Source organism: Tessaracoccus defluvii (genome assembly GCF_014489575.1).
In the GTDB taxonomy this organism is placed as follows: Bacteria; Actinomycetota; Actinomycetes; order Propionibacteriales; family Propionibacteriaceae; genus Arachnia; species Arachnia defluvii.
Window position 1 is genome coordinate 93038 of sequence record NZ_CP060789.1, and the last position, 23969, is coordinate 117006.

Consider the following 23969-nt stretch of genomic DNA (forward strand, 5'->3'; position numbering starts at 1 on the left):
GGTCGAACGACAAGGTGCCGTTGTCGACGCCGAGCAGCCCGCCCTTGTGTCCCTGGTCGCCGGTGGTGACCCCGGGTAGGTCGTTGCCGTCCTCGTCGCGGATGGCCACCAGGACGACGTGCACGCCGTGGTGTTCGCCGTCGACATAGAGCTGCCCGAAGACCGCGGCCATGCGGCCGTCGCGCCCGGCGTTGCCCAGGTAGGCCTTCGTCGCGGTCGAGGTGGGCGAGTTGACCTCGAGCTCGTCCGTCTCGGGAAGGTAGGTGATGGTGGTCTCGAGAGACTGCACGTCGGAGCCGTGCCCCAGCTCCGTCATGGCGAAGGCGCCGGGGAGCTTCACCGTGATGGCGTCGGGCAGGAACGTCTCGTGGTGGTAGGTCGTGCCGAGATTGACGATGGCGCCGCCGAACAGGCCGTGCTGCACGCCGGACTTGATGGTGACGGAGAGGTCGCCGAGCGCGGCCATCTCGAAGTGGGCGCAGGACTCGGCGGCGGTGCCGGAGCCGCCCTGTGCGGCGGGGAAGCCTGCGGTCACGAGGTGGCGGGCCGCGAGGTCCTTGACGCGCTCCAGGGTCCAGTCGCGGGCCTCTTCCATGGAGAGGGCGGGGTCGCGGACGACGTCGGCGCCGTCGACCTCGTTGCGCCAGCGCTGCTTGATCTCGTGGAAGGGGCCGTCGAGGGCGCGGCGCAGGGCCTCGCCGGTGGCGGTCGTGTTCATCGTCATGGTCATGGGGATTCTCAACTCCTTTGTTGGGCGGCGAAGGCCGGGGCGAAAAATGAATCGATGTAGGCGACGACCTCGGCTCGGGGGCGGCGCAGGTTGGTGACGATCCACCGGTCGGCGACGGCCCAGATGAAGCCGGTGACGCCGTGCGCCCAGATGTTGGCGGGATCCTCGTCGAGGCCCTCCCGTGCCAGCCAGGCGCGCATCGCTTCGGCCACGGCGTTGCCGATGTGGGTGGTGATGGTGAGGACCGGGTCCTCGGTCGGCACCTCGCCGGTGGGCGGGAAGCGACGAACAGGTACAGGTTCCGGTCGCGCTCGACGACGGCCAGGTAGGCGTCCGCCAGCTGCGTGACCAGCTCATGGGGTTCGACCAGCTCGGCGTCGTCGAGGGGCAGCTTGCGCAGGATGTACTGCTCGACCGACTCCACGACGGCGCGGTACAGGCCGGACTTGTCGCCGAAGTGCCGGTACAGCACCGTCTTCGACGTCTTCGCCCTGGCCGCGATCTCGTCCATCCCGACGCCCGGGCCCAGCTCGCGGATGGCGCGCACAGCGTCCTCGACCAGGGCGCGACGCCGGTCGAGGTTGTGCTGCTCCCAGCGTGCGGCGCGGCCATCGACGGGCGCCTCCAGGGGCGGAACGAGATTCATGGAACTCACGGTACCCGAAACTTCGCGTACCTGCTACCCTCGGTATCAGATACGTTCCCCGGGAGGATCAACGATGACTTCACGCAACGCCGTTGTGGTCGGCGGCAACCGCACCCCCTTCGTCAAGGCGGGTGGCAAGTACGCCGCCGCGTCCGCGCAGGACCTGCTCACCGCGGCACTCGACGGGCTCGTGGCCCGCTTCGGGCTGGCCGGCCAGGAGGTGGGCGAGGTCGTCGGCGGCGCAGTGCTGAAGCACACGCGAGACTTCAACCTCACCCGCGAGGCAGTCCTCGGGTCGGCGCTGTCGCCGCTCACTCCGGCGTGTGACCTGCAACAGGCGTGCTGCACCGGCCTGGAGGCCGTCGTCTACGCGTCCAACAAGATCCGCCTCGGTCAGGCCGAGGTCGCCATCGCTGGCGGCGTCGACTCGGCCTCGGACGCGCCGATCGTCGTCACCGAGTCGCTGCGGAAGGCCTTGCTTGCACTGAACCGGGCCCGGTCGCTGCCGGAGAAGCTGGCGGCGCTCGCGAAGATCCGCCCCGGCGACCTGATGCCGGTGCCGCCGGGCGTCGTCGAGCCCCGCACCGGACTCAGCATGGGCGAGTCGCAGGCGCAGACCACCCTCAAGTGGGGCGTCAGCCGCGCGGACCAGGACGAACTGGCCTACCAGTCGCACCGTAACCTCGCCCGCGCCTGGGACGAGGGCTTCTTCGACGACCTCGTCACCCCGTACCAGCGGGTGGCGAAGGACACGATCCTGCGGCCCGACACCACCGTCGAGGCGCTGGCCAAGCTCCGCACCGTCTTCGGCAAGGGCGACGACGCCAGCATGACGGCCGGCAACTCGACCGCGCTCACCGACGGCGCCGCCGTCGTCCTGCTGGCGGAGGAGGACTACGCCCGGGGTCGCGGCTGGCCCGTGCTGGCCCGCGTCGTCGACGCCCAGGTGGCGGCCGCCGACTACACCACCGGGGCCGAGGACCTGCTGCTGGCTCCCGCCCGCGCGATCCCCGCCCTTCTGGAACGCAACAACCTCACGCTGGCCGACTTCGACTACTACGAGTTCCACGAGGCGTTCGCCTCGACGGTGCTCGCGACCCTGAAGGCGCTCGAGAAGGACGGGGTCGGCACCGTCGACCGCTCCAAGCTCAACGTCAACGGCTCCTCGCTGGCGGCCGGGCACCCCTTCGCCGCCACCGGCGGCCGCATCGTGGCCTCGCTCGCCAAGATGCTCGCAGCCAAGGGCCCCGGCTCCCGCGGCCTCATCTCGATCTGCGCGGCCGGCGGTCAGGGCGTCGTCGCGATTCTGGAGGCATGACATGGACATCCTGGAGACCATCTACAACACCCCGGCCGGCCGGTTCGTGGCCCGCAAGGCGGGGCTGCCCGATCCGCCCAAGCTGCGCCGCGGACGGCTGATGCCAGCCGGGCCCGTCGTGCTCGGTGAGCTCCCCGGCGGGGGCATCGCCATGGAGGCGATGGCGCTGCTGGGCGTGGCGCCCGGCCAGCCGGTCGTCGACCTGCCGGAGTCCAGGGTCAAGGACGACAAGGGCCGCATGGTCCCGCCCCGTTACCCGGCCCGCCCTGGGGCCATCATCGTGGATGCCACCGGGCTGCGCGAGATCGTCCAGCTCGAGGGGATCCGGGCGCTGCTGCGGCCCGCGATGCGTTCGCTCGAGTCGTCGGGCCGCATCATCATCCTGGCCAGCGACGCCTCCGCCGTCGAGGGGCTCGAGGCGAAGGCAGTGGCGCAGGCCATCGACGGCATCAACCGCACCGTCGGCAAGGAACAGCGCGACGGCTGCACGTCCAACCTCGTCTTCATCAAGCGGGGAACCCGGGCCTCCGACCTCGTCTCGACACTGTCCTTCCTGCTGGAGGGGCGCTCCGCGTTCGTCGATGGGCAGACGTGGCGGGTCGGGCCGGCGAAGGTGTCGAACGCGCTGAGCAGCCGTCCGTTCGACGGCAGGCTCGTCGTCGTGACCGGCGCGGCGCGGGGCATCGGCGCGGCCATCGCCCGCACCTTCGCCCGCGACGGCGCCACCGTCGTCGCCATCGACATCCCCCCGGCAGGCGACGCCCTGGCGAAGGTCGCCAACGAGATCGGCGGCTCGGCGCTGCAGCTCGACATCACCGCTGCCGACGCCGGGGCACAGATCGCCGCGCACGTCGCCTCCCGACACGGGGCCGAGCGGCGGATCTGGGCGCTGGTCCACAACGCGGGCATCACCCGCGACCGGATGCTGGCGAACCTGGACGAGCAGCGGTGGGCCTCGCTGATGGAGGTCAACCTCGCCGCGCAGATGCGGATCAACGACTTCCTGCTCGCCAACGACGTCCCCGGTGGGCTCGCGGACGAGGCGCGCCTCGTCGGCATCGCGTCGACCTCCGGTGTCGCCGGCAACAAGGGGCAGACCAACTACGCCGCGTCGAAGGCGGGCGTCATGGGCTACGTCTGGGCGCTGCGTGACGAGCTGGGGGAGCGGCCCATCACGATCAATGCGGTGGCACCCGGCTTCATCGAGACCGACATGACGGCGGCGATCCCGTTCGTGCAGCGGGAGGTCTTCCGACGCACGAACTCGCTGGGACAGGGCGGAAACCCCGTGGACGTCGCGGAGACCCTCGCGTATCTCTGCGACCCGGCCTCGGGCGGCGTCGACGGCCAGATCGTGCGGGTCTGCGGCCAGAACCTGATCGGAGCCTGAGGTGGCGCGCGACGTACGCTCGCTCACGGCACCGCCGGATGCGAAGAAGCTGCTGCTCAAGGGACTGGTGGGTTCGTTCCGCAAGCGTGGCATGCGGGTCGGCGAGCTGCCGGACCGCAGCTACCTGCTGCTGGACCACAAGCAGGATCCGGCCTGGCTGGCGGCCTACGACAAGGTCTGCGGCTTCACGCTGCGCGACCGGGTGCCCGCCACCTGGCTGCACGTGCAGACGTTCCCGCTGCAGGCCGCGCTGATGGCGGAGGACGACTTTCCGATGTCGCTGGCGGGCCTCGTGCACGTCAGCAACACCATGACGCTGCACCGTCCCGTCGACCTCGGCGAGCGGCTGCGGATGCGCGTCTGCGCCGAGAATCTGCTGCCGCATCCGAAGGGGTCGCCTTCGGCATGCGGGGCCAGATCCACGTCGGCGACGAGCTCGTCTGGGAGGGCAGCTCGAACTACCTGGCGATCGGGGCGAAGGGCGTCGAGGGGGAGCCGGTCAAGGCCGAGCACCTGGCCGCGCCGACGGCACCGCCGTCGCAGGAGTGGCGGCTCCCGGCCGACCTGGGGCGGCAGTACGCCAAGGTGTCGGAGGATGCGAACCCGATCCACCTGTCGCCGGTCTCGGCAAAGCTGTTCGGCTTCCCGCGGGCCATCGCGCATGGCATGTGGGCCCACGCCAGGGCGATGGCGGCGCTCGGTGGCCGGCTGCCGGCGGCGTACACCGTCGGGGTGCAGTTCGCGAAGCCGATCCTGCTGCCGGGCAAGGTCCGGTTCGCGGCGGAGGAGACCGACGAGGGCTGGCGGTTCGCGGTGGTGAACCGAGAGCTGAAGCCGCACCTGGTGGGCGAGATCGTCTGAGGTTCCTGAGCTTGTCGAAGGGCCCTTCGAGACGCTCGCTGGCGCTCGCTCCTCAGGGACCGCTGCTGAGCTTGTCGAAGGGCGCTTCGAGACGCTCGCTGGCGCGGGCCACTGCTGAGCCTTTCGAAGGGTGGTCAGTCGATCCTGTAGGCGGCCAACGAGTCCGGGCCGGAGACGATGAGCAGATCCCCGAGCTTGTGGGCCCCTGCCTCGAGCGCCGCAGGGTCCAGTCGTCGACCGGCGCCCCGGCGGCGTCGCACGGGAAGCGCTCGGAACCGGCGTTGAACTCTGCCGGCGTCGAGTAGAAGTCGAAGCGCACGCCGACCCGCTCGCGCTCGCAGGCGAACACCTCACCGGGCTCCGGCGCGCTCACGGCGCCGTCGTCCCGGGAGACGATGACGAGCGACTCGTCCTGACCGCGCATGACCACGCGCGGCCCCGACGACAGCTGCCTGGCCTCGAACTCGTCGACGAAATAGGTGGGGCTCATGGCGTGGCTCCAGCGGATGCGTCCCGTCGCCACCTCGATCGCCACGAGCTCCCGCTCGACCCCCTCCAACTCGGTGTCCAGCTCGCCGTCCTCGCCCGCGACGAACAGGACCTCACCGGCCGTGAACCGGCAGCCGATGAACTGGTCGGAGCCCTCGGACCACTCGTCGATCTCCATCGGGCAGTAGGTCCCTCCCGGCAGCTGCCACAGGCCGGCACCGGTGGCCGGATCGAGCGCGACGAGCAGGTCATCGGTCAGCGGCCGCCTCTCGCCGATCTTCGGGGTGTCGTACAAGATGGGGCCGCCGTAGCCGATGATCGGCGCATTCGCGTCCCACCAGGCCCAGCCCCCGTCGGAGGAGGAGCCGACGCCGAAGACGTCTTGGTAGCGGCGCTCCCACCGGACCACGTCGTCGTCGGCGTAGCCGAGCATCTCGACCCCTCCCTCGTAGGGACGATCGTTCGTCGCGAAGACGTGGACGCCCAACGAACGGGCGTCCCGCACGGTGGCGGCGGCCGGGTCGGCGCCGAGGTCACCCGAGGGGATCGCGAGCCGCAGGGGCTGTGAGGCCCCACCGTCCGCCAGCTGGCCCCGGAAGCAGAAGGCGGGCACATCGTCCGCACAGGGCCGCGGGCGGGAGTACGGGACGACGGTGGGGTCGGCGGTGACCGTGGCCCCGGTGCGGGCGTCGATCAGGTTCACGACGTGCCAGCCTCCCTCCCACCCGGCCAGGGCCGCGGTCCAGGTGCGGCCCTCATGCTCGACGATCGACGGGGCGATCTCGACCCCGGGGGCGACGAAGCCGGGCTTGGCCGCCCGGCGCCAGAGCAGGGTGCCGTCGGTGGCCGAGAAGCCGGCCAGGACCATCCTGTCGTGGGAGCGCAGGTAGGAGACGATGACGTCGCCGGCGACCGCGGGCTGCCCGAGAACCTCGGCGGGCGTCTCCCAGACCTTGACGGCGACCGTCTCAGGCGTGGGGGAGGGGCTCGGGGCGGCGGCCTCCGTCGTCGTGGGTACGTCGTCGGGGGTCGGCGTCGGCGTGGGAGTGCCCGCGCAGCCCACGAGCAGGGCGACGGTGACAAGGAGAGCGAAGTGACGCATGGGTGACTCCTGACGGTTGAGCGGCCCCGAGGGGTGGCTCGAACGTAACCAGGGACGGGGCCGGATGGAACGCCGTCGACCGATGCTGTGGATAACCCTGCTGGGCCGTCCGCAGCCCACCATCCGGCCTGCACCCGCCCGGTCGCTCACTGACGGTGCGTCGCCCGGCCTCCATGCCCGCCCAGCGCGTCGGCTGCCCGCACGAGGGCCAGATGGGAGAACGCCTGCGGGAAGTTGCCTGTCTGCCTCCCTGCGGCCGCGTCGAACTCCTCGCTCAGCAGGCCGAGATCATTGGCCACCGCGCAGACCTGGTCCATCAGCACCGTCGCCTCCTCGGTGCGTCCGGCCATGGCGTATTGCTCCACCAACCAGAACGTGCACGCCAGGAAGGCGTTCTCGTCTCCGGGGACGCCGTCGTCAGTGTTGTACCGCATGACGAAGCCGTCTCGCATGAGCCGTTTCTCGATCTCCGCGACGGTCCCCAGCATCCGCGGATCGTCGGCCCTGCAGTAGCCGACCTGCGGCAGGAGCAGGAGGGCGCCGTCGACGGCGGTGCTGCCGTAGCGCTGGACGAAGTGCCCGCGGACAGCGTCGTACCCGGAGGCGTCGATCTCCCGGCGCATCCGCTCGCGGAACGCCTTCCAGCGGGCGACGTCGCCGGACAGGCCGTGGTCGCGGACCGCGCGGACAGCACAGTCCAACGCGGCCCACACCATCACCCGTGAGTGCGTGAACATCTCCGGCTCGTCCCGGACCTCCCACATCCCCTGGTCGGGCACGTCGATCCGCTCGATGGCCTGCTCGACGAGGGCCTTCTGCAGGTGCCAGGAGAAGTGGTCCTCGCCGAGGCCCGCGCTCCGCGCGGCGTCCAGGGCCACGAGCACCTCGCCGATCACATCCGCCTGGAACTGCGTGACGGCGCCGTTGCCGATCCGCACGGGGGCTGAGGCCTCGTACCCCGGCAGGCTGGTGAGGATCCGTTCCTGCAGGTCGCGCTCGCCGGCCAGCCCATACATGATCTGCAGCTGGGCAGGGTCGCCCGCGACGGCACGCAGCAGCCAGTCACGCCAGTGGTGCGCGATGTCGATGAACCCGTGGGCGATGAGGGCCTCGAGGGTGAGTGCGGCGTCACGCAGCCACACGTAGCGGTAGTCCCAGTTCCGCTCCCCGCCGATCGCCTCCGGCAGAGACGTCGTGGCTGCCGCGACCACGCCACCCGTCCGCTCGTCGGTGAGCGCCCGGAGCACCAGGAGCGAGCGGGTCACCAGGTCATGGCGCGGCCCCTCATGTTCGGTCTTGTCGCTCCACTCCTGCCACCAGCGCCGCGTGGTATCGAGGTCGTCGTCCACATCGCGCGCGGACGTGCCCGGCAGGTGCGACGGTTGCCAGGTCAGCGTGAGGTCGCGGGCCTCACCCGCCGAAACGGCGAACCGGCCGGTGTGCCGGCGGCCGTGGCCGTGCAGTTGGAGGCCGCGCAGGTCGACGGCGTCGGGGCCGGCGATTGCGCGGAGGCAGGGGGCCTGGCGGGTGCCCGTCTGCTCGACCCAGGGCAGGGCGCGTGCGTAGTCGAAGCGGAACCGCACCTCGCAGTCGAACTCGACGGTCCCGCTGAGCCCCGTGACGCGGCGGATCACGGCGGTGTCGTCGCTGATCGGCATCGCGTCCGTCACCTCCGCGACGCCCGAGTCGGTGGTCCAGCGTGTGAGGAGGATGAACGTGTCCCCGTCGTAGCGACGCTCGGCCCGTGCCCCGGAATCGGTCGGCCGCAGCGACCAGCGTCCGTGCCGCTCGTCGCCGAGCAGGGCACCGAAGATGGAGCCGGAGTCGAACCGGGGGAGGCAGAGCCAGTCCAGGTTGCCGGTGCTCGACACCAGAGCGGCGGTGCGGCAGTTGCTGAGCAGTGCGTAGTCCTCGATCCGGCTCCCCATCACCCGATTCTGCTCCGGCACAATGGCCGTGTGAAGCCCCGTTCCGTCATCATCCCCGCCCTGGCCCTCCTGCTCGGCTACGGCGTCGGTGTCGCGCAGCCGATCGTGCTGCGCGATCCGCTCGTCGTCGGGCAGGACGCCGTGGTCGACGGTGCCGTCCCGCGGGTCAGCCTCGCCGATGCGGGCGGCGACGTCCTCGTCATCGAGCCTGCCGACGGCGACGCCCGCGTCGCGTTCGTGCTGTATCCCGGCGGGCTCGTCCGGCCCCAGGCGTACGAGTGGATCGGGCACGCCCTGGCCCCGCACGGCGTGACGACGCTGATTCCCGAGATGCCGTTCGACCTGGCCGTCCTCGGCTCCGACCGGGTCACACAGGTGGCCGGGGAGCTCGCGCCGGGGCTCGACGTCGTCGTCGGGGGCCACTCGCTCGGGGAGTGATGGCGGCCACCTACGCGGCCAAGCACCCCGGTGACGTCGACGGTCTCGTCCTGCTGGCCGCCTACCCGTCCGACGGCGACGACCTGACCGCCGCCGCGATCCCGACCCTGTCGCTCATGGCCGAGCACGACGGACTCGCCGACGAGGCGGACGTCCGTGGCGGACTCGACCGGCTCCCCGGCGACGCGCGTCTGGCCGTCGTCGACGGCGCCGTCCACAGCTTCTTCGGCCGGTACGGGCCCCAGGACGGCGACGGTGTCCCCACCGTCTCGCGGGCCACGGCGGAGGCGCAGATCACGGCCGAGCTGGTGGCGTTCTTCGACGCCGTCGACTGACCCCGTCGGCCTGCCCCGGCACGCGGTGCCGGGGGAGGTTCCAGCCCCGTCCGTCTGGCGGGGCCCGCAGGACGTCGCCGGTAGAATGCCGCGCATGAGCGTCCCCAACGTCCTGGCCAACCGTTACGCCTCCGCCCAGATGCGCGATATCTGGGCCCCCGAGGCCAAGATCGTCTCCGAACGCCGCCTGTGGCTCGCGGTGCTCCGCGCCCAGCGCGACCTCGGCGTCGACTTCGGCGGGGCCGACCCGGACCAGGTGATCGCCGCCTACGAGAAGGTGATCGACCAGGTCGACCTCGACTCGATCAACGCCCGCGAGCGCATCACCCGCCACGACGTGAAGGCCCGCATCGAGGAGTTCAACGACCTCGCAGGCTTCGAGCACATCCACAAGGGCATGACCTCGCGCGACCTCACCGAGAACATCGAGCAGCTGCAGGTCCTCGACTCGCTGCGCGTCGTCCGCATCCGGGTCGTCGCAGCGCTCGCCCAGCTCGCCCGCCTCGCCACCCAGTACGCGGACCAGCCGCTGACCGGCCGCTCCCACAACGTAGCCGCCCAGCTGACCACCCTCGGCAAGCGGTTCGCCACCGCCGCCGATGAACTGCTCGTGTCGCTCGCCCGCCTCGACGACCTCATCGGCCGTTACCCGGCCCGCGGCATCAAGGGGCCGGTCGGCACAGCCCAGGACATGCTCGACCTGCTCGGGGGCGACGCGGCGAAGCTGGCGGAACTCGAGCGGCGCATCGCCGAGGAACTCGGCTTCGCGCAGGTGCTGACCTCCACCGGCCAGGTGTACCCGCGTTCGCTCGACTACGACGTCGTCACCGCGCTGGCCCAGGTGTCCGCCGCGCCGTCGAATGTCGCGACCACTATCCGCCTCATGGCCGGCATCGAGCTCGTCACCGAGGGGTTCAAGGAGGGGCAGGTCGGCTCGTCCGCGATGCCCCACAAGATGAACACCCGCTCCTGCGAGCGCGTCAACGGGCTCGCCGTCGTGGTGCGCGGCTACGTGTCGATGGTCGGCGAGCTCGCCGGAGACCAGTGGAACGAGGGCGACGTGTCCTGCTCGGTCGTGCGCCGCGTGGCCCTCCCTGACGCGTTCTTCGCCCTCGACGGCCTCTTCGAGACCTTCCTGACGGTGCTCGCCGACTTCGGCGCGTTCCCCGCCGTCATCGAGGCCGAACTCGATCGCTACCTGCCGTTCCTCACCACCACCAAGGTTCTGATGGCCGCTGTCCGCAAGGGCGTGGGCCGCGAGGAGGCGCACGAGGCGATCAAGGAGCACGCCGTCGCCGTCGCCCTGGACCTGCGCAAGGGCGCCCGCTGCAACGACCTGCTCGACCGGCTCGCCGCCGACGGGCGCCTGCGGCTCACCCGCGAGGAGTTGGGCGGCCTCGTCGTCTCCCCGCTGGAGCTCGCGGGAACGGCACAGGATCAGGTGGCCCGGGTGGCGGCGCGCGTCGCCGACGTGGTCGCCTCCGACCCGGCCGCGGCCGCCTACACGCCCGGATCGGTGCTCTAGCCCTACGGTTAGGCCATGGCACAATCCATGGTCTTCAACCTCGACTCCGAGGTTCAACTGGCCAAGTGGCTGGAGCTGCACGCCGCCGCGCCTGACTTCTGGGCCGGTCCTTGCGGTGCACTGGACACTGTCCGCGGCGATGATCGCGCGGCCCAGCGGTGGTTTGGGGGAGTGCTGCGTACGGGTGTCCTATTTGCCCAACAGCTCATCCTGACCGACGCGCAACTCCTGGATGGCGTCTTCTTCCAGAGCTTTACCGCACAGGGAACGCTGGAACTGCTCGGGATGCCGTTGTCCGAGCGGCCGGCCCTCCGGATCTATACCCGCGCGGCCACCATCGAGGAGTCGCTGCGCCGTTTCGCCACCACCGCTGACGGGCGTCGGCTCCGGTTTGTCATCTGGTCCTCGGTGCTGCCCTGCCTGCCCGAGGGAACCGACCCGGGATGCGCCTTCAGGGCACTCGAGGGGCGACCTGCCGACCGTGTGGCAGACGCCCCAGCGGGCACGGTCGCCCACGAGATTGCAGCCCTCCTGGAGGAGGGGCTCGGCCTCACGCGGGGCACTCTCCGAGGCCTGGCGGCAGCTTGGCAGTCGTGGATCGACGCGGACGTGGCGGGACTCGTCGAGACGGCCCCCTTGGAGTTGCCCGACCGAGCCCTATTTGAGTCGCGCATGCGCAGGCATCTGTCCAGCGAGGGGGTCGGCCTACCTCACGACACGCTTCGTCCCATCCACGAGCAGCCGGATCGCTCTCATGCCAGGACAGCCATCGACGATCTGGAAGTCGACAGTGAGCAGAAGCGTCGACTGCACGTCGCTTACGCCGACGCGTACTCGCTCGCGTTGTCCGAGTCCTGTGGGGCGGATGTCTGGCTGAAGATCGACGCGGCCGACACCGACGGAGGGGACACGTCCGGGGGCCCACTCCGCGCCGGGCAACTGGCACTGGCGGGTGCTGCGACGGTGCAGCTGGGTGACATGACGCCCGCGCGGTTTCAGACGTTGCGGTACGAGGCAAGGGATGCCATCGCAGCCTGGCAGGAGCGGGCTGACCCCGTCGCAACCAGGGAGATTGCCTACCAAGTTCGAGTTGCCTCCGAGCGCGGCGATGTCAGGTCCCAGCGCCAGGCCGTCCGCGCCAGGGCCCTGATGGTCGCGGGACTGGCGCTGGTGGCGTTCGTGCTGGACCTCGTCCCGGAACTGGACGGTCGCTGGACCGTACTCTCTCTGGGGGCTGCACTGCTGGTGGGTGTGCTTCCCGAGGCGGTGGCAAGCTGGCGCGACTACCGGAATCTCGGAGACGGCAGACTGTCGTCCGTGATCAAGCTGACGAAGGGGTGATGAGGGTGACCAGCCAAGGACCGGGGGAGATCGTGAGTGAGACCCTCTACCGCGACGAGTCGACTCCGTGGCTGAGTGTCTACTCCGACGAAGTGACAGCGCCCAACGGCGCACGTTTCCGTACCCGCCACGTCGAGGTGATGGGCGGACAACCGGGTGCAGTCTGCATCGCACTCCAGCGGGATCGGGTGCTCATGGCCGACCTGTGGCGTCCGGCGATCGGAGGGGCCCTCAGCTTCGAGTTCCCTCGGGGATGGGTGAGCCTGGGGAGACGATCATCCAGACAGCGCTGCGTGAACTCCACGAGGAAACCGGTGTCGACGACGTCGTCTCCGCGCGTGAGGTGGGGGTGTTCCACGCGGACACGGGCCTCCTCAGTAACCTGATAGGCGTTGTCGAGATCATCGTCGCCGAGGATCGTCTCGTTGTGGGGCCCGAGCTTCAGAGCGCCAGGTGGACCCCGGTTGCGGTGCTGGACGCCGCCGTGGCCGCAGGACAGATCCGTGACGGCATCACCCTCGCGGCATGGGCTCTGTGGACGTCGGCCCGTCGCTGATCACTCCCATGTCGGTGCCCGTCGGGTAACGGTGCGAGACGTCTGTTCCGGACCGCTAGCGCATCCTCAGCCGGGCCCGACCCCGCCCCCGGTTAACGATTCGGGCGGAGACTCGATACGGTGCATCGCATGCGGATAGGCATCCCCGAAGAAGTGGCGTCAGGCGAGAACCGTGTCGCCGCGACCCCCAGGACAGTGACCCAGTTGGTCGGTCTCGGCTACGACGTTCTCGTCCAGGCCGGAGCAGGTGATCGGGCCGCGTTGCCCGATGCCGGCTACCTCGAGGCCGGCGCGACGACGGGCAGCGCGGTCGACGCCTGGGGCGCCGACATCGTCCTGACGGTCAACGCCCCGACCGACGAGCAGATCGCGCTGATGCGGCCGGGCGCCGTCCTGATCGGCTTCCTGTTCCCCCGCCAGGACGAGACGCTCACGCAGCGGCTCGCCGCCCGCGGGGTGACGGCGCTGAGCATGGACATGGTGCCGCGCACCAGCCGCGCGCAGGCCCTGGACGCGCTCAGCTCCATGGCCAACATCTCCGGCTACCGCGCCGTCGTCGAGGCCGCGCACGCCTTCGGCCGCTTCTTCACCGGGCAGGTCACCGCGGCGGGCAAGGTGCCTCCGGCGAAGGTGCTCGTCGCAGGAACCGGCGTCGCCGGCCTCGCCGCGATCGGCGCCGCCAACTCGCTCGGCGCGATCGTCCGGGCCACCGACGTCCGCCCCGAGACCGCGGAGCAGGTCGAGTCGATGGGCGCCACGTTCCTCCACGTCGGCACCGCCGACCAGGGCGTCAGCTCAGACGGCTACGCCAAGGAGGTCGGCGCCGACTATGCGCAGAAGGCCGCAGAGCTCTACGCCGAGCAGGCCGCCGACGTCGACATCATCGTCACCACGGCCGCCATCCCCGGCCGACCGTCGCCCAAGCTGATCACCGCCGACATGGTCTCCACCATGCGCCCGGGGTCCGTCATCGTCGACCTCGCCGCGCAGGGCGGCGGCAACTGCGAACTCACCCACCCCGGCGAGAGCTACGTCACCGACAACGGCGTGACGATCATCGGCTGGACCGATCTGGCCAGCCGCCTGCCCGGGCAGTCGTCGCAGCTGTACGGCACCAACCTCGTCAATGCGCTGACGCTGATGACGCCGGAGAAGGACGGCGAGCTCGTCATCGACTTCGACGACGAGGTTGTGCGCACCATGACCACCGTCCGCGACGGCGAGATCACCTTCCCGCCGCCGCCGATCGAGGTGTCGGCGATGCCGGCCGCGAAGCCGGCCGAGGTGGCTGTCGTCGAGCCTCCGGCCCCGAAGGAGCCGCGCCCCTGGTGGCACCAGGTCGTGCTGGTCGGGGCAGGATCCCTCGCCCTCATCGCGACGCTGACGTTCTCGCCGTCGTCGTTCGTCGGCCTGTTCGCGATCTTCACGCTCGCCTGCGTCGTCGGGTACTACGTGGTGTGGAACGTGTCGCACGCACTCCACACCCCGCTCATGAGCGTGACGAACGCCATCAGCGGCATCATCATCGTCGGCGCCATGACGCAGATGGCCAGCGACGACTGGGTGGTGCGGATCATCGCCTTCATCGCCGTCCTCCTCGCCTCCATCAACGTGTTCGGCGGATTCGCCGTCACGCACCGGATGCTCGCCATGTTCAGGAAGGCCTGACGCCATGCTGTCGAACTTCATTGACGCCACGTACATTGCGGCGGGCCTCATGTTCATCCTGGCTCTGGCCGGACTGTCGAAGCACGAGACAGCCCGCAAGGGCAACGTCTACGGGATCATGGGCATGGTCTTCGCCGTCGTGGCGACGAACTTCGCCATCGCCTACCGCGACTACGCGAACCACAACCTGCAGTGGGACGCGGCGATCATGCTCTACGCCGCGCTCGCCATCGGCGGCGCCATCGGCATCTGGCGGGCACGCAAGGTGGAGATGACGGGGATGCCCGAACTCATCGCCCTCCTGCACAGCTTCGTCGGCGCGGCCGCCGTCCTCGTGGGCTACAACGTCCACCTCGGCAACCCCAACGTCGACGCTCTGCACTCCATCGAGGTGTACCTCGGTGTGTTCATCGGCGCCGTCACGTTCACCGGCTCGCTGGTCGCCTGGGGCAAGCTCAACGGGCGCATCAACTCCAAGCCGCTCACGCTGCCCGGTCGGCACTGGATGAACCTCGCCATCGTCGTCGCCCTCGCGCTGATCGGCTGGTGGTACCTCGCCACGGGGTCGATCATCCCGCTGATCATCGCCACGGTGCTGTCGCTGCTTCTCGGCGCCCACCTCGTCGCGGCCATCGGTGGCGCCGACATGCCGGTGGTCGTGTCCATGCTGAACTCCTACTCCGGCTGGGCCGCGGCCGCGTCCGGCTTCATGCTCGACATGACGATCCTCGCGATCACCGGCGCCCTCGTCGGTGCCTCCGGCGCCATCCTGAGCTTCATCATGTGCCGAGCCATGAACCGGTCGTTCATCTCCGTCATCCTCGGCGGCTTCGGCGACGATGTCTCAGCCGGCCCGGATCGCGAGTACGGGGAGCACAGGGAGGCCTCGCCTGCCGACGTTGCGACGCTGCTCGATTCCGCGGGCTCGGTCATGATCGTGCCCGGCTACGGCATGGCCGTCGCGCAGGCCCAGTACGCCGTCGCCGAACTCACCGAACGGCTGCGGGCGAAGGGAACGAAGGTCAGCTTCGGCATCCACCCGGTCGCCGGCCGCCTGCCAGGACACATGAACGTGCTGCTGGCCGAGGCGAAGGTGCCCTACGACATCGTGTTCGAGATGGACGAGATCAACGACGACCTGGCCGACACCGATGTGGTGCTGGTCATCGGCGCCAACGACACCGTCAACCCTGCCGCCATGGAGCCCGGCTCGCCGATCTCCGGCATGCCGGTGCTGCGCGTGTGGGAGGCGGGCACCGTCGTCGTGTTCAAGCGGTCGATGAGCGCCGGCTACGCCGGGGTGCAGAACCCGCTGTTCTTCAACGAGAACTCGGTCATGTGCTTCGGTGACGCGAAGGCGACGGCGCAGGAGATTGTCGCGGCGCTGCCCGCGAAGGTCAACGCCTGATCAGGCGCCGTCGGGGGCCTGCATGGTGCTGGTGTTCTGCGTCATGAGCGCAGCCTGCGCCTTGGGCCCCGTCCGCCTGGCAAGCCAGCGGGCGGCGGTCGACAAACTCATGTTCACCACGAGGTAGACGGCCCACACGATCAGGAACAGCGAGAACGAGTACGTCGTCGACCCGTAGTAGTCGCGCATCTGCTGCGAGATCCGCAGGATCTCGGGGTAGGCGACGACGTAGGCGAGCGACGTGTCCTTCAGCAGGACGACGAGTTGGGCCAGGATGATCGGCAGCATCTGGCGGAAGGCCTGCGGGAACTCGATCCGCAGCCGGGTGCTCAGTTCGGTGAGGCCCAAAGACAGGCCTGCCTCGCGCTGACCGCGGGGAAGGGCGGCGATGCCGGCGCGCAGGGCCTCACCAATGATCGCGCCGTTGTAGACGGTCAGAGCCAAGACGACCGCCCAGTAGCCGCTCGTGGCGAGCGCCAGCATGATGAACAGCATCATCAGAAGCACGGGCATGCCGCGGAAGAACTCGAGCACGATGGCGGCGGGCACCCGAATCCACTTCGACCGCGCCGAGCGGGCGAAGCAGAGCAGGACGCCGGCGATGATGGACAGCACGGCGGCCAGCCCGGCCGCGCGGAGCGTCCCCATGAGGAGGCCGCGGATCAGCAGCCCCTCCCAGACGCGCGGGTCGTTGACGAAGATGTCCCAGCGGGACGGGTCCCACAGGCCGGTCAGGACGGCGCCGTTGACGGTGACGCGGGGCTGGCCGAGCCGCCAGATCAGCCAGACCACGGCGGCGGTGATGACCACGCCGAGCACGATGGAGGTGACGAGGGAGAGTCGGCGGGCCCTCGGGCCGGGGGCGTCGTAGAGGACGCTCGGTGTCGCGCTCATCGCTGCACCGCCACCTTCCGCTCGATCCAGTCGGCCATCCGGCCGAGCGGGATGGTGATGACCAGGTAGCAGAGAGCCACGCCGATCAGGATCGGGATGACGGCGTTGCCGTGCTGGTTGGTCAGCGTCTTCGAGACGGCGAACAGTTCGACGACGTAGAAGCCGCCGGCCACCGACGTGTTCTTCGTCAGGGCGATGAACACGTTGATCAGCGGCGGGATGACCATGCGGACGGCCTGCGGCATGATCACCGAGGAGACGGTCTGCCCGAATGTCAGTCCGACGGACCGGGCCGCCTCGGCCTGCCCCACCGGTACGCCGTTGATACCGGAGCGCACCGCCTCGGCGACGAACGCCGACGTGTAGAGGGCCAGCGCCAGGTAGGCGGCGACCTTGAAGTCGATGCCCAGCTGGAGTGCGGGCAGGACGATCGCGAGGAAGAAGAACACCAGCGTCAGCGGTGTGTTGCGCATCAGCTCGGTGTACCCGGTCGCCAGCCAACGCAGGCTGGCAATCGGGGAGATACGGAGGAACGCCACGACGACCCCGAGAAGGAGGGCGCCGAGGCCGCCGATGGCCAGCAGCTCCAGCGTGACGCTGAAGCCTTCCCAGTAGGAGTCGAGGCTGGACAGGACGGCCTCCATGGGCTCCCTCCTCTCAGGTCAGTCGTTGTCTGCGGGTGTCGTCAGTTGGTGTAGCGGTCGACGGTCGGCGGCGCCGGCGTCGGCAGGACCTTGCCTGCGGTGTTCTCCCAGGCCTTCGCCCACGAGCCGTCCTTGAACGAGGCCTCGAGGGTGTCGTTGATGAAGTTCCGGAAGTCGTCGTCACCCTTCTTGAGGCCGATGCCGTAGGGCTCCTCGGTGAAGGTGTAGTCGACCACCTCGAACTCGTCGCCGTTCTGGTCGACGAGGCCGGCCAGGATCACGTTGTCGGTGGTCAGGGCCTGTGCGTCGCCGGTGCGGATGGGCTCCAGGCAGTCGGAGTACTTGTCGACGGTGATGACCTTGTCGGTGAACTCCTTGATGTTCTTCTCGGAGGTGGAGCCCGTGACGGTGCAGATGGTGTTGTCGCCGATGGTGTCGGTCGAGGTGATGCCCGCCGGGTTGCCCTTCGGCACCAGGAACGACTGGCCGGCGATGTAGTAGGGGCCGGCGAAGTCGATGACTTCCTTGCGCTTGTCGTTGATGGTGTAGGTGGCGACGACGATGTCCACCTGCCCGTTCTGGATGAACGGCTCACGGTTCTGGGAGACGGTCTCCACCCAGTTGATCTTGTCGGCCGGGATGCCGAGCTTGTCTGCGATCAGCTTGCCGATCTCGACGTCGAAGCCTTCGGGCTTGCCGTCCGGGCCGGCGAGGCCGAACAGCGGCTGGTCGAACTTGGTGCCGATGGTGATCTTCTGGGCCGAGTTGAGCTTGGCCATGGTCGATCCCTCAGGGAAGTCGCCTGAGGCCCCGCCACCGCCGCTACAGGCGGTGAGGACGACGGCGGTGAGGAGTGCGGTGGCTGAGGCCGCCAGTTTGGTGAGCTTCATGGTGGTCTGCTTTCTCGTGGTTCAGGAGAGGATCTTGGACAGGAAATCCTGGGCCCGGTGGGACTGCGGATTGGTGAAGAACTCGTCGGGCGAGGCCTGCTCGACGATGGCGCCGTCGGCCATGAAGACGACGCGGTCGGCCGCCTTCCTGGCGAAACCCATCTCGTGGGTGACGACGACCATCGTCATGCCGGACTTCGCGAGCTCGACCATGACGTCGAGCACCTCGTTGATCATCTCCGGATCGAGCGCCGAGGTCGGCTCGTCGAGGAGGATGAGCTTGGGGTCCATCGCCAGGGACCTGGCGATGGCGACGCGCTGCTGCTGGCCGCCCGAGAGTTGGGCGGGCAGCTTCTTCGCGTGATCCTGGACGCCCACGCGGGTGAGCAGTTCCATGGCGCGTGCCTCGGCCGTCTTCTTGTCCATCTTGCGGACCTTGATCGGGGCGAGGGTGACGTTCTCGAGGACCGTCTTGTGGGCGAACAGGTTGAAGGCCTGGAACACCATGCCGACGTCGCTGCGGAGCTGGGCCAGCGCCCGGCCCTCCTCGGGCAGCTTCTGGCCGTCGATCAGGATCTCGCCGGAGTTGATGGTCTCGAGGCGATTGATCGAACGGCACAGCGTCGACTTGCCGGACCCGGAGGGTCCGATGACGATGACAACCTCGCCACGCTGGACGTCGAGGTCGATGTCCTTGAGTACGTGGTGTTCACCGAAGTACTTGTTGACGCCACGGATCTCAACGAGAGGGCGTTCGGTGGGGGTGTTCGTCATGTCGAGACATTACAACGAAGTCGTGTGTCAGCGAGGGAAAGTCCCGTAACAATCCTGTATCGGGCTTGTCAGAGCCGAACAGATCGTTGTCCAATGCGGCTCCCACTGTAGGTTTCTCCCAATCGGGCCGGTCGTCCACAGATATCGCGTTCCTGTTCCGCGGCCGCGATTCGCTTGCTTGAATGGCATTTTCCGGGGGAGGTGAGGCGCATGCGACGTCGCGGTCAGCGCGGCCAGGTGCTGTCCGTCTGGGTGGCCGCTGCCATGCCCGCCTTCATCCTCGCGGTCGGGCTAGGTGTCGATCTGTCCGGACACACCGTCGCGGAGCAGGCAGCGCGGGAGGTGGCCGCACAGGCGGCGCGGACAGGTGCGCAGCAGGTCGTCCTCACCTCTGACGGGGCCTCCCTGGACCGGACCGCCGCCCGACGCGCAGCCGCGACCCAGGCGGAGTCCGTGGGGTATTCGGCGACGGTGGCCGTTGCGGGTAACGAGGTCACCGTCGAGGTCCGGGGGAGTTACACGACGGTGCTGCTGGGACTGATCGGGGTCCATGAACTGACGGTCGAGGGATCGGGCTCTGCGCGAGCGGTCCGTGTGGTCGACGGCGCGGAGTCGTAGCCGACCTTGTTCGCCGGAGCCCCCGCAGGCGAACACCGGCCGGGTGGCTCGGAGGCTGGGAGGGACAAGGGCAGGTAGTCGACAGGGAGGTAGCTGCGGGGCCGTGTGTTCACCGTTCCCTGGGCTTGTCGTCCTTCGAGACGCGGGTTCCCTGAGCTTGTCGTCCTTCGAGACGCTCGCTGGCGCTCGCTCCTCAGGAACCGGAGATCCCTGAGCTTGTCGAAGGGTGGTCCCTGAGCTTGTCGAAGGGCAAGATTCTCGTTCCCTGAGCCGGCCGCTTGCGGCCGTGTCGTCCTTCGAGACGCTCGCTGGCGCTCGCTCCTCAGGAACCATCCGTTCGAGACGCTCGGTCCTCAGGATGTTTCGTTCCCTGAGGAGGTTGTGAGGTACGAGCAACCGTCTCGAAGGGGCGTCCTGCTGATCGCGGTTCTACTCGTCTGGTGTGGTCCAGGCGGGTGACATGGGTAGGTCGTCGACGGGGTAGTGACGGCGTGGCTGCGTCTGGTCGTGACGGGCGCGACCACTCCGTTCGCTTCGTTCCGGCTCCTGGCTTGGTCCCGGCTGTCCCGGTGGCGCTGATGATCCTGGTGGTGCCGATGTTGCGTGGGTCGGGTGTTCCGCTCCGGTATCTGGCGGGCCGGCCTGACCGGGTGTGGGCAGAGTTCTCCCGTGGAGCCGGTATCGGTGGTGTTGACGGGGTCGTCTGCTCGGATCCACGAATCTGGGTGGGGTGAACCAGGGGTTCCCGTTGTTGTCGAAGTGGATCTGCCATTGCATGTCTGCCGGTTTCGTCGGGTCGGGTTCTGCGAGGCGGTGGTGGTAGCAACACAGGAGGACCCCGAGGGCGAGGCTGGTGATGCCTCCTTGGACTGCGGGATGAAATCCGGACCGCTTGATATTCATGTTTCAGGCTGCCTTGTTGGTTTCGTACCAGTCCTGCTCTGCTTCGTTCGGGGTACGATATTGAAGCGCGGAATGCAACCGTTTCTGATTGTAACGCAACTCGATGTAGCGTGCAATATCCCGGATAGCATGCCGCCGAGTCGGATACACGGTCCGATGAACCCGCTCCACTTTCAAGGTCGCGTTGAACGACTCCGCCCACGCATTGTCATAGCAGATACCAGTCCGTCCGACCGACCGAACAATCCCAGCCGCGCGCGTGAACTCGGCAAACTCGGCCGACATGTATTGAGTCCCGCGATCCGAATGGAAAATCGTCTCCCCGCTGCGGATATGGCCATTACTGATCGCCATGGCCAGGGCGTCGGTGACCAGCTCGGTTCGCATGTGCTCGGCCATCGCGTACCCGACGACCTTCTTCGTGCAGCAGTCCAGCACGGTGGCCAGATACACCCACCCCTGCCAGGTCGGGATGTAGGTGATGTCCCCGACCAGCTTCAGCCCGGGCTCGTCGGCGGTGAAGTCCCTGTTGACCAGATCCGGCAGATCCTTCGCGTCAGCCGGGATCGTGGTCCTGGGCCCGCTGCGGCGCGGCTGACAAGCCACCAAGCCACGCTCGGCCATGATCGCACGCACCGTCTGCGGGTCACACGGCCTCCCGGCCCGCACCAAGGCGGCATGGATCCGTCGGTAGCCGTAGGTGGCGTCGGAGTCGGCGAACAGGACCTCGATGATGTCGCCGAGCTCGTCGCGCCACCGCTGGGTCACCGAGACCGGCCGGTTGAGCCACTCGTAGTAGCCGGCCCTCGACACCCTCGCCCACCGACACATGCTCCGGATCGAGTAGTTGCCTTCTTCGCTGTTGATGAACGCGTACTTCGCGGTCACCGGAACTCTTTGGCGAAGAAGGCCGCCGCTTTTCCCAGGAACTCCCGCTCGGCCTTCAACTCACGGACCTCCTTACGCAACCGTGCCAGTTCAGCACGCTCCGGTTCGCTGATCTCCGGTAACTCATCCGGGTGGTCCCGCCGATACGCATTCACCCAATTCCTGAGTGTTTCCGAGCCGATACCATGATCACGCGCGACCTCGGCAACAGTCCGCGACGACTCAATCACCGCACGAACCGCCTCCGCCTTGAATTCCGGGCTGAACTTCTTCCGGGTCATTCGATCCCTTCCATTTCTCCCACGGATTCTACCGGTGGGGGCTCTTGGTCCGGAAACAATCCCTCACCTCACCTGCCTTCCAGGGTTGGGTGTGGTGCCGGTCGCAGGCCGACGGTGGGGCGTCGCAGCCGGGGAAGGCGCAGCCCCGGTCGCGGATGGCGAGGGCTGTGCTGATGGCTTTGGTGAAGTATCGCCGCGACCTTCCGACATCGAGCGGCCGACTGCCGCCCCCGAGGACCATGGGGATCAGGTCGGCGTCGCAGGCGAGCCGTCGCGCCTCTCTTGCAGAGATGCGCATCCCGGTGTCGAGGACCTCGGCTTTCCCGAGGCCGGTGAGAAGGGTGTCGTAGTCCAGGGTGACGATCACGTGGGGTCGGTCCCCGCCGTGGGCGGGGAGCTCGCGGCTGTTCGCGGCGACGGTGCAGAGCCTGGCTAGGGCGTCGGCTCTCTTCGCTGCTGGGGTTGGGCGCTCTCCGGTGTGGGTGTAGGACTCGGCCGAGGGCATCAGCGCAGCCAACTGCGCCAACAGCAGTTCTCCGTCGGCCAGCGGAAGCCGACCCCGTAGCAACATCGAACCGTGATGGTCCGGCGCGATCGTCAACGACCGGTTGGCGTGTGCGACTCTTGCGTCGCGTTCCGCCCTGGCGGCGTCTGTGGCGTCGGCGTGGTCGGGGTCGATGACTTCGGTCATCCGGGTGGCGAGGGCGAGGAGTTCGTTGGGGTCGAATTGGGTGGCGTAGCCGATGAGTTCGGTTTGGCAGCGGACGGATTGGGTCTCGGTGAGCTGGAGGGGGTTGAGGCCGGTCATGATCGCGCGGGCCTGGGCCTCGGAGAGTTTGCCGTCACGCAGCGCCTCCAACAGGAGTGGGTAGCGGGTCTCGAGTTCTCGGGCGAGGCGGATGTCGCCTCGGACCTGTCTGATCGTCGCCCGATTCGAAGAATGCAGCCGGTGGTCGAGTTCGTCGCCGGCGGCACTGGTGATGGCCGCCTGCTGGATGAGAGCGAGCCGGGTTCCGGTGATCCTTCCGGTGACCTGTTCGAGCCTTTCGATCAGGGTCAACGCTTCTGCTCGGTCGTGGATACGCAGCGCAGCCAGGCCTGTTTCGAGGTGCTCGATGAACTCCTCGATCCTGGCTGCTGCGGTGCCGTCCATACTGTCTATTCAACAGAGGGGGTCTGACACTTTTTTCTGGGGAATGGTCGGGAAACGCTTGCTGGGGGTGTTTCTGGGATCTGTTCGCTACAAGCGAACACGTCGCGAGTGTTGGTACTTGTCAGAGCCATTTCGGCAACGGGTGATACGGGCTCCCGTTTGAGATGTCGGGCCCGGAGAATGCCGCCCACGCCGTCTGATCCGCCTGCGTCTTCGTTCGGCTGGGAACTGGGGTGCTCTCTCGGGTCTCCTGGCGCTCTTTGGGCTTTCCAGGCAATCATCTGCATCGTCGTTCACTTATCTGGCTTCCCGGGCACAAATCTAGTTGCAGCGAGCATTCTGCTGGCTCAGGCCGCCGCTATGGCGATATGCACATAGCCGCGGCTCAGCGGAGATTCGTGCACGGCTCGGCAAGCTCCGTGGGCCGTGGACAAAGGACTACCCATGTCAGGGTCGGGTAGACAGCGCTAGTGGGTCTCAGTGCCGTTGACGCCTGGGCTCAGCGATTCACGTTGACGGTCTGGAGTTCACCGATGATCACCTCGGCCTCGCGGCTCAGCGTCAGCGGGATTGTCCCTGACTGGCCACCACCTGACCAGGTCACGCTCCATGTGGACGTCCCCCGCACGGTGTAGCGGCCATCGACGCCGTAGACGTATCCGCAGGTCGGGGAGGCAACGTTCTTCCCGCCCGTAGCAGCCATCGTCCACGGGGTGCCCTTGCTGCAGGTGACAGTGTCTCCGTTGCCCATGTCCCAGGTCATCGACGTCACCTGGGCCGTCAGGCTCACCGAGACTCCGCCCTCTGACTGGGATGCAGATACCGGGCCCCACTGACGGTCTGAGGTGGCGGCGGCCCACAGCCACACGTTCCAGCCCACGAACCCCATCCTCTGAGCGGAGTCGCCACGGGGGAAGACGCCCAACTCGGGCGATTCCAGGTCCAGGTCGGCCAGGATCTGCCAGGCGATCGTCTCCGGATCCGGTGCCTCGGGCGCGGCCGGTAACCACCGTGTCACGACCATCGCCGGATCGGGGATGCCGTCATGCGCTGGCCGGGTGCAGAGGTAGATCGCGCCGGTGGCGTTGCCACCCCACGCATGGTCAGACAAGGGCGGCTGCGGTACCCGCAACGTGCACCACGCCTCCACCCGGTTACTCCAGTACCCGACGGCGTTCGAGCAGGGAAT

Annotated in this window: 19 protein-coding genes and 3 pseudogenes; 10 read left to right on the forward strand and 12 right to left on the reverse strand. The window is 68.5% G+C overall.

The window, feature by feature from the left end; translation table 11 throughout:
- Nucleotides 1-55: 55 nt before the first annotated feature.
- From H9L22_RS20005 to H9L22_RS00395, 3 genes and pseudogenes are all read right to left on the reverse strand, one after another.
- Nucleotides 56-730 (reverse strand): annotated as a pseudogene (locus tag H9L22_RS20005) (acyl-CoA dehydrogenase family protein); the annotation flags it as partial.
- A gap of 8 nt (nucleotides 731-738) precedes the next feature.
- The gene (locus H9L22_RS00390) at nucleotides 739-993 is read right to left on the reverse strand and encodes a hypothetical protein (protein ID WP_187721154.1); all 255 of its coding nucleotides are present in this window, start codon (nucleotides 991-993) and stop codon (nucleotides 739-741) included.
- Between the two features lie 173 nt (nucleotides 994-1166).
- A pseudogene (locus tag H9L22_RS00395) lies at nucleotides 1167-1376 on the reverse strand (TetR/AcrR family transcriptional regulator); the annotation flags it as partial.
- Between the two features lie 73 nt (nucleotides 1377-1449).
- Between H9L22_RS00395 and H9L22_RS00400 the strand changes: the two are divergent.
- The 3 genes from H9L22_RS00400 to H9L22_RS18220 all read left to right on the forward strand — a co-directional run bounded on the left by H9L22_RS00400 (nucleotide 1450) and on the right by H9L22_RS18220 (nucleotide 4945).
- On the forward strand, nucleotides 1450-2694 hold the full coding sequence (locus H9L22_RS00400; RefSeq protein ID WP_187721155.1) for an acetyl-CoA C-acetyltransferase: 1245 nt from the start codon (nucleotides 1450-1452) through the stop codon (nucleotides 2692-2694).
- 1 nt (nucleotide 2695) lies between these two features.
- Complete coding sequence (locus H9L22_RS00405) at nucleotides 2696-4084, forward strand: 3-oxoacyl-ACP reductase (RefSeq protein ID WP_187721156.1); 1389 nt, start codon at nucleotides 2696-2698, stop codon at nucleotides 4082-4084.
- 405 nt (nucleotides 4085-4489) lie between these two features.
- On the forward strand, nucleotides 4490-4945 hold the full coding sequence (locus tag H9L22_RS18220) for a MaoC family dehydratase (protein WP_226966011.1): 456 nt from the start codon (nucleotides 4490-4492) through the stop codon (nucleotides 4943-4945).
- Nucleotides 4946-4997: 52 nt separating this feature from the next.
- Here H9L22_RS18220 and H9L22_RS00415 read toward each other — a convergent pair whose 3' ends face one another.
- Nucleotides 4998-6536 carry an outer membrane protein assembly factor BamB family protein gene (locus H9L22_RS00415; RefSeq protein ID WP_187721157.1) on the reverse strand — a complete coding sequence of 513 codons (1539 nt, stop codon included), beginning with the start codon at nucleotides 6534-6536 and terminating at the stop codon, nucleotides 4998-5000.
- Nucleotides 6537-6682: 146 nt separating this feature from the next.
- A complete protein-coding gene (locus H9L22_RS00420; protein WP_187721158.1) occupies nucleotides 6683-8464 on the reverse strand; it encodes a glycoside hydrolase family 15 protein in 1782 nt (593 codons plus the stop codon).
- 237 nt (nucleotides 8465-8701) lie between these two features.
- On the opposite strand from H9L22_RS00420, the pseudogene H9L22_RS00425 reads away from it, so the two are divergent.
- The 6 genes and pseudogenes from H9L22_RS00425 to pntB all read left to right on the forward strand — a co-directional run bounded on the left by H9L22_RS00425 (nucleotide 8702) and on the right by pntB (nucleotide 15735).
- Nucleotides 8702-9237 (forward strand): annotated as a pseudogene (locus H9L22_RS00425) (alpha/beta fold hydrolase).
- 94 nt (nucleotides 9238-9331) lie between these two features.
- Entirely contained in the window at nucleotides 9332-10762 is a 1431-nt protein-coding gene (gene purB / locus H9L22_RS00430) for an adenylosuccinate lyase (protein WP_187721159.1), read from the forward strand.
- Between the two features lie 27 nt (nucleotides 10763-10789).
- Complete coding sequence (locus tag H9L22_RS00435) at nucleotides 10790-12103, forward strand: hypothetical protein (protein WP_226966012.1); 1314 nt, start codon at nucleotides 10790-10792, stop codon at nucleotides 12101-12103.
- A 205-nt stretch (nucleotides 12104-12308) separates the two neighbouring features.
- Nucleotides 12309-12659, forward strand: a complete 351-nt coding sequence (locus H9L22_RS00440; protein ID WP_226966013.1) for an NUDIX domain-containing protein — start codon at nucleotides 12309-12311, stop codon at nucleotides 12657-12659.
- A gap of 129 nt (nucleotides 12660-12788) precedes the next feature.
- Nucleotides 12789-14327, forward strand: coding sequence for a Re/Si-specific NAD(P)(+) transhydrogenase subunit alpha (locus H9L22_RS00445; RefSeq protein WP_187721162.1), 1539 nt, complete (start codon nucleotides 12789-12791; stop codon nucleotides 14325-14327).
- Nucleotides 14328-14331: 4 nt separating this feature from the next.
- On the forward strand, nucleotides 14332-15735 hold the full coding sequence (pntB, locus tag H9L22_RS00450) for a Re/Si-specific NAD(P)(+) transhydrogenase subunit beta (protein WP_187721163.1): 1404 nt from the start codon (nucleotides 14332-14334) through the stop codon (nucleotides 15733-15735).
- Here the strand turns inward: pntB and H9L22_RS00455 are convergent, their stop codons facing one another.
- The 4 genes from H9L22_RS00455 to H9L22_RS00470 are packed head-to-tail and all read right to left on the reverse strand — an operon-like array spanning nucleotide 15736 to nucleotide 18937.
- Nucleotides 15736-16629 carry an amino acid ABC transporter permease gene (locus H9L22_RS00455; RefSeq protein WP_187721164.1) on the reverse strand — a complete coding sequence of 298 codons (894 nt, stop codon included), beginning with the start codon at nucleotides 16627-16629 and terminating at the stop codon, nucleotides 15736-15738.
- Nucleotides 16626-17273 carry an amino acid ABC transporter permease gene (locus H9L22_RS00460; RefSeq protein ID WP_187721165.1) on the reverse strand — a complete coding sequence of 216 codons (648 nt, stop codon included), beginning with the start codon at nucleotides 17271-17273 and terminating at the stop codon, nucleotides 16626-16628. The genes H9L22_RS00455 and H9L22_RS00460 overlap by 4 nt, the downstream gene beginning before the upstream one ends.
- A 41-nt stretch (nucleotides 17274-17314) precedes the next feature.
- Nucleotides 17315-18163, reverse strand: a complete 849-nt coding sequence (locus tag H9L22_RS00465) for a glutamate ABC transporter substrate-binding protein (protein ID WP_187721166.1) — start codon at nucleotides 18161-18163, stop codon at nucleotides 17315-17317.
- Between the two features lie 21 nt (nucleotides 18164-18184).
- Nucleotides 18185-18937, reverse strand: a complete 753-nt coding sequence (locus H9L22_RS00470; RefSeq protein ID WP_187721167.1) for an amino acid ABC transporter ATP-binding protein — start codon at nucleotides 18935-18937, stop codon at nucleotides 18185-18187.
- A gap of 210 nt (nucleotides 18938-19147) precedes the next feature.
- Here H9L22_RS00470 and H9L22_RS00475 point away from each other — a divergent pair, with 210 nt between their 5' ends.
- Complete coding sequence (locus H9L22_RS00475; protein WP_187721168.1) at nucleotides 19148-19555, forward strand: pilus assembly protein TadG-related protein; 408 nt, start codon at nucleotides 19148-19150, stop codon at nucleotides 19553-19555.
- A gap of 906 nt (nucleotides 19556-20461) precedes the next feature.
- On the opposite strand, the gene H9L22_RS00480 is transcribed toward H9L22_RS00475, so the two are convergent.
- The 3 genes from H9L22_RS00480 to H9L22_RS00490 form a co-directional block, all read right to left on the reverse strand.
- Nucleotides 20462-21627 (reverse strand): IS3 family transposase gene (locus H9L22_RS00480; RefSeq protein WP_182784986.1). Its coding sequence is split into 2 segments (ribosomal slippage): nucleotides 20462-21381 and nucleotides 21381-21627, totalling 1167 coding nucleotides; the frame shifts between segments, so codons are not numbered across the junction.
- Between the two features lie 28 nt (nucleotides 21628-21655).
- Entirely contained in the window at nucleotides 21656-22780 is a 1125-nt protein-coding gene (locus H9L22_RS00485; protein ID WP_187721169.1) for a DUF222 domain-containing protein, read from the reverse strand.
- Nucleotides 22781-23279: 499 nt separating this feature from the next.
- Nucleotides 23280-23891: a hypothetical protein gene (locus H9L22_RS00490; protein WP_187721170.1), complete on the reverse strand. Its 612-nt coding sequence runs from the start codon at nucleotides 23889-23891 to the stop codon at nucleotides 23280-23282.
- Nucleotides 23892-23969: the final 78 nt, after the last annotated feature.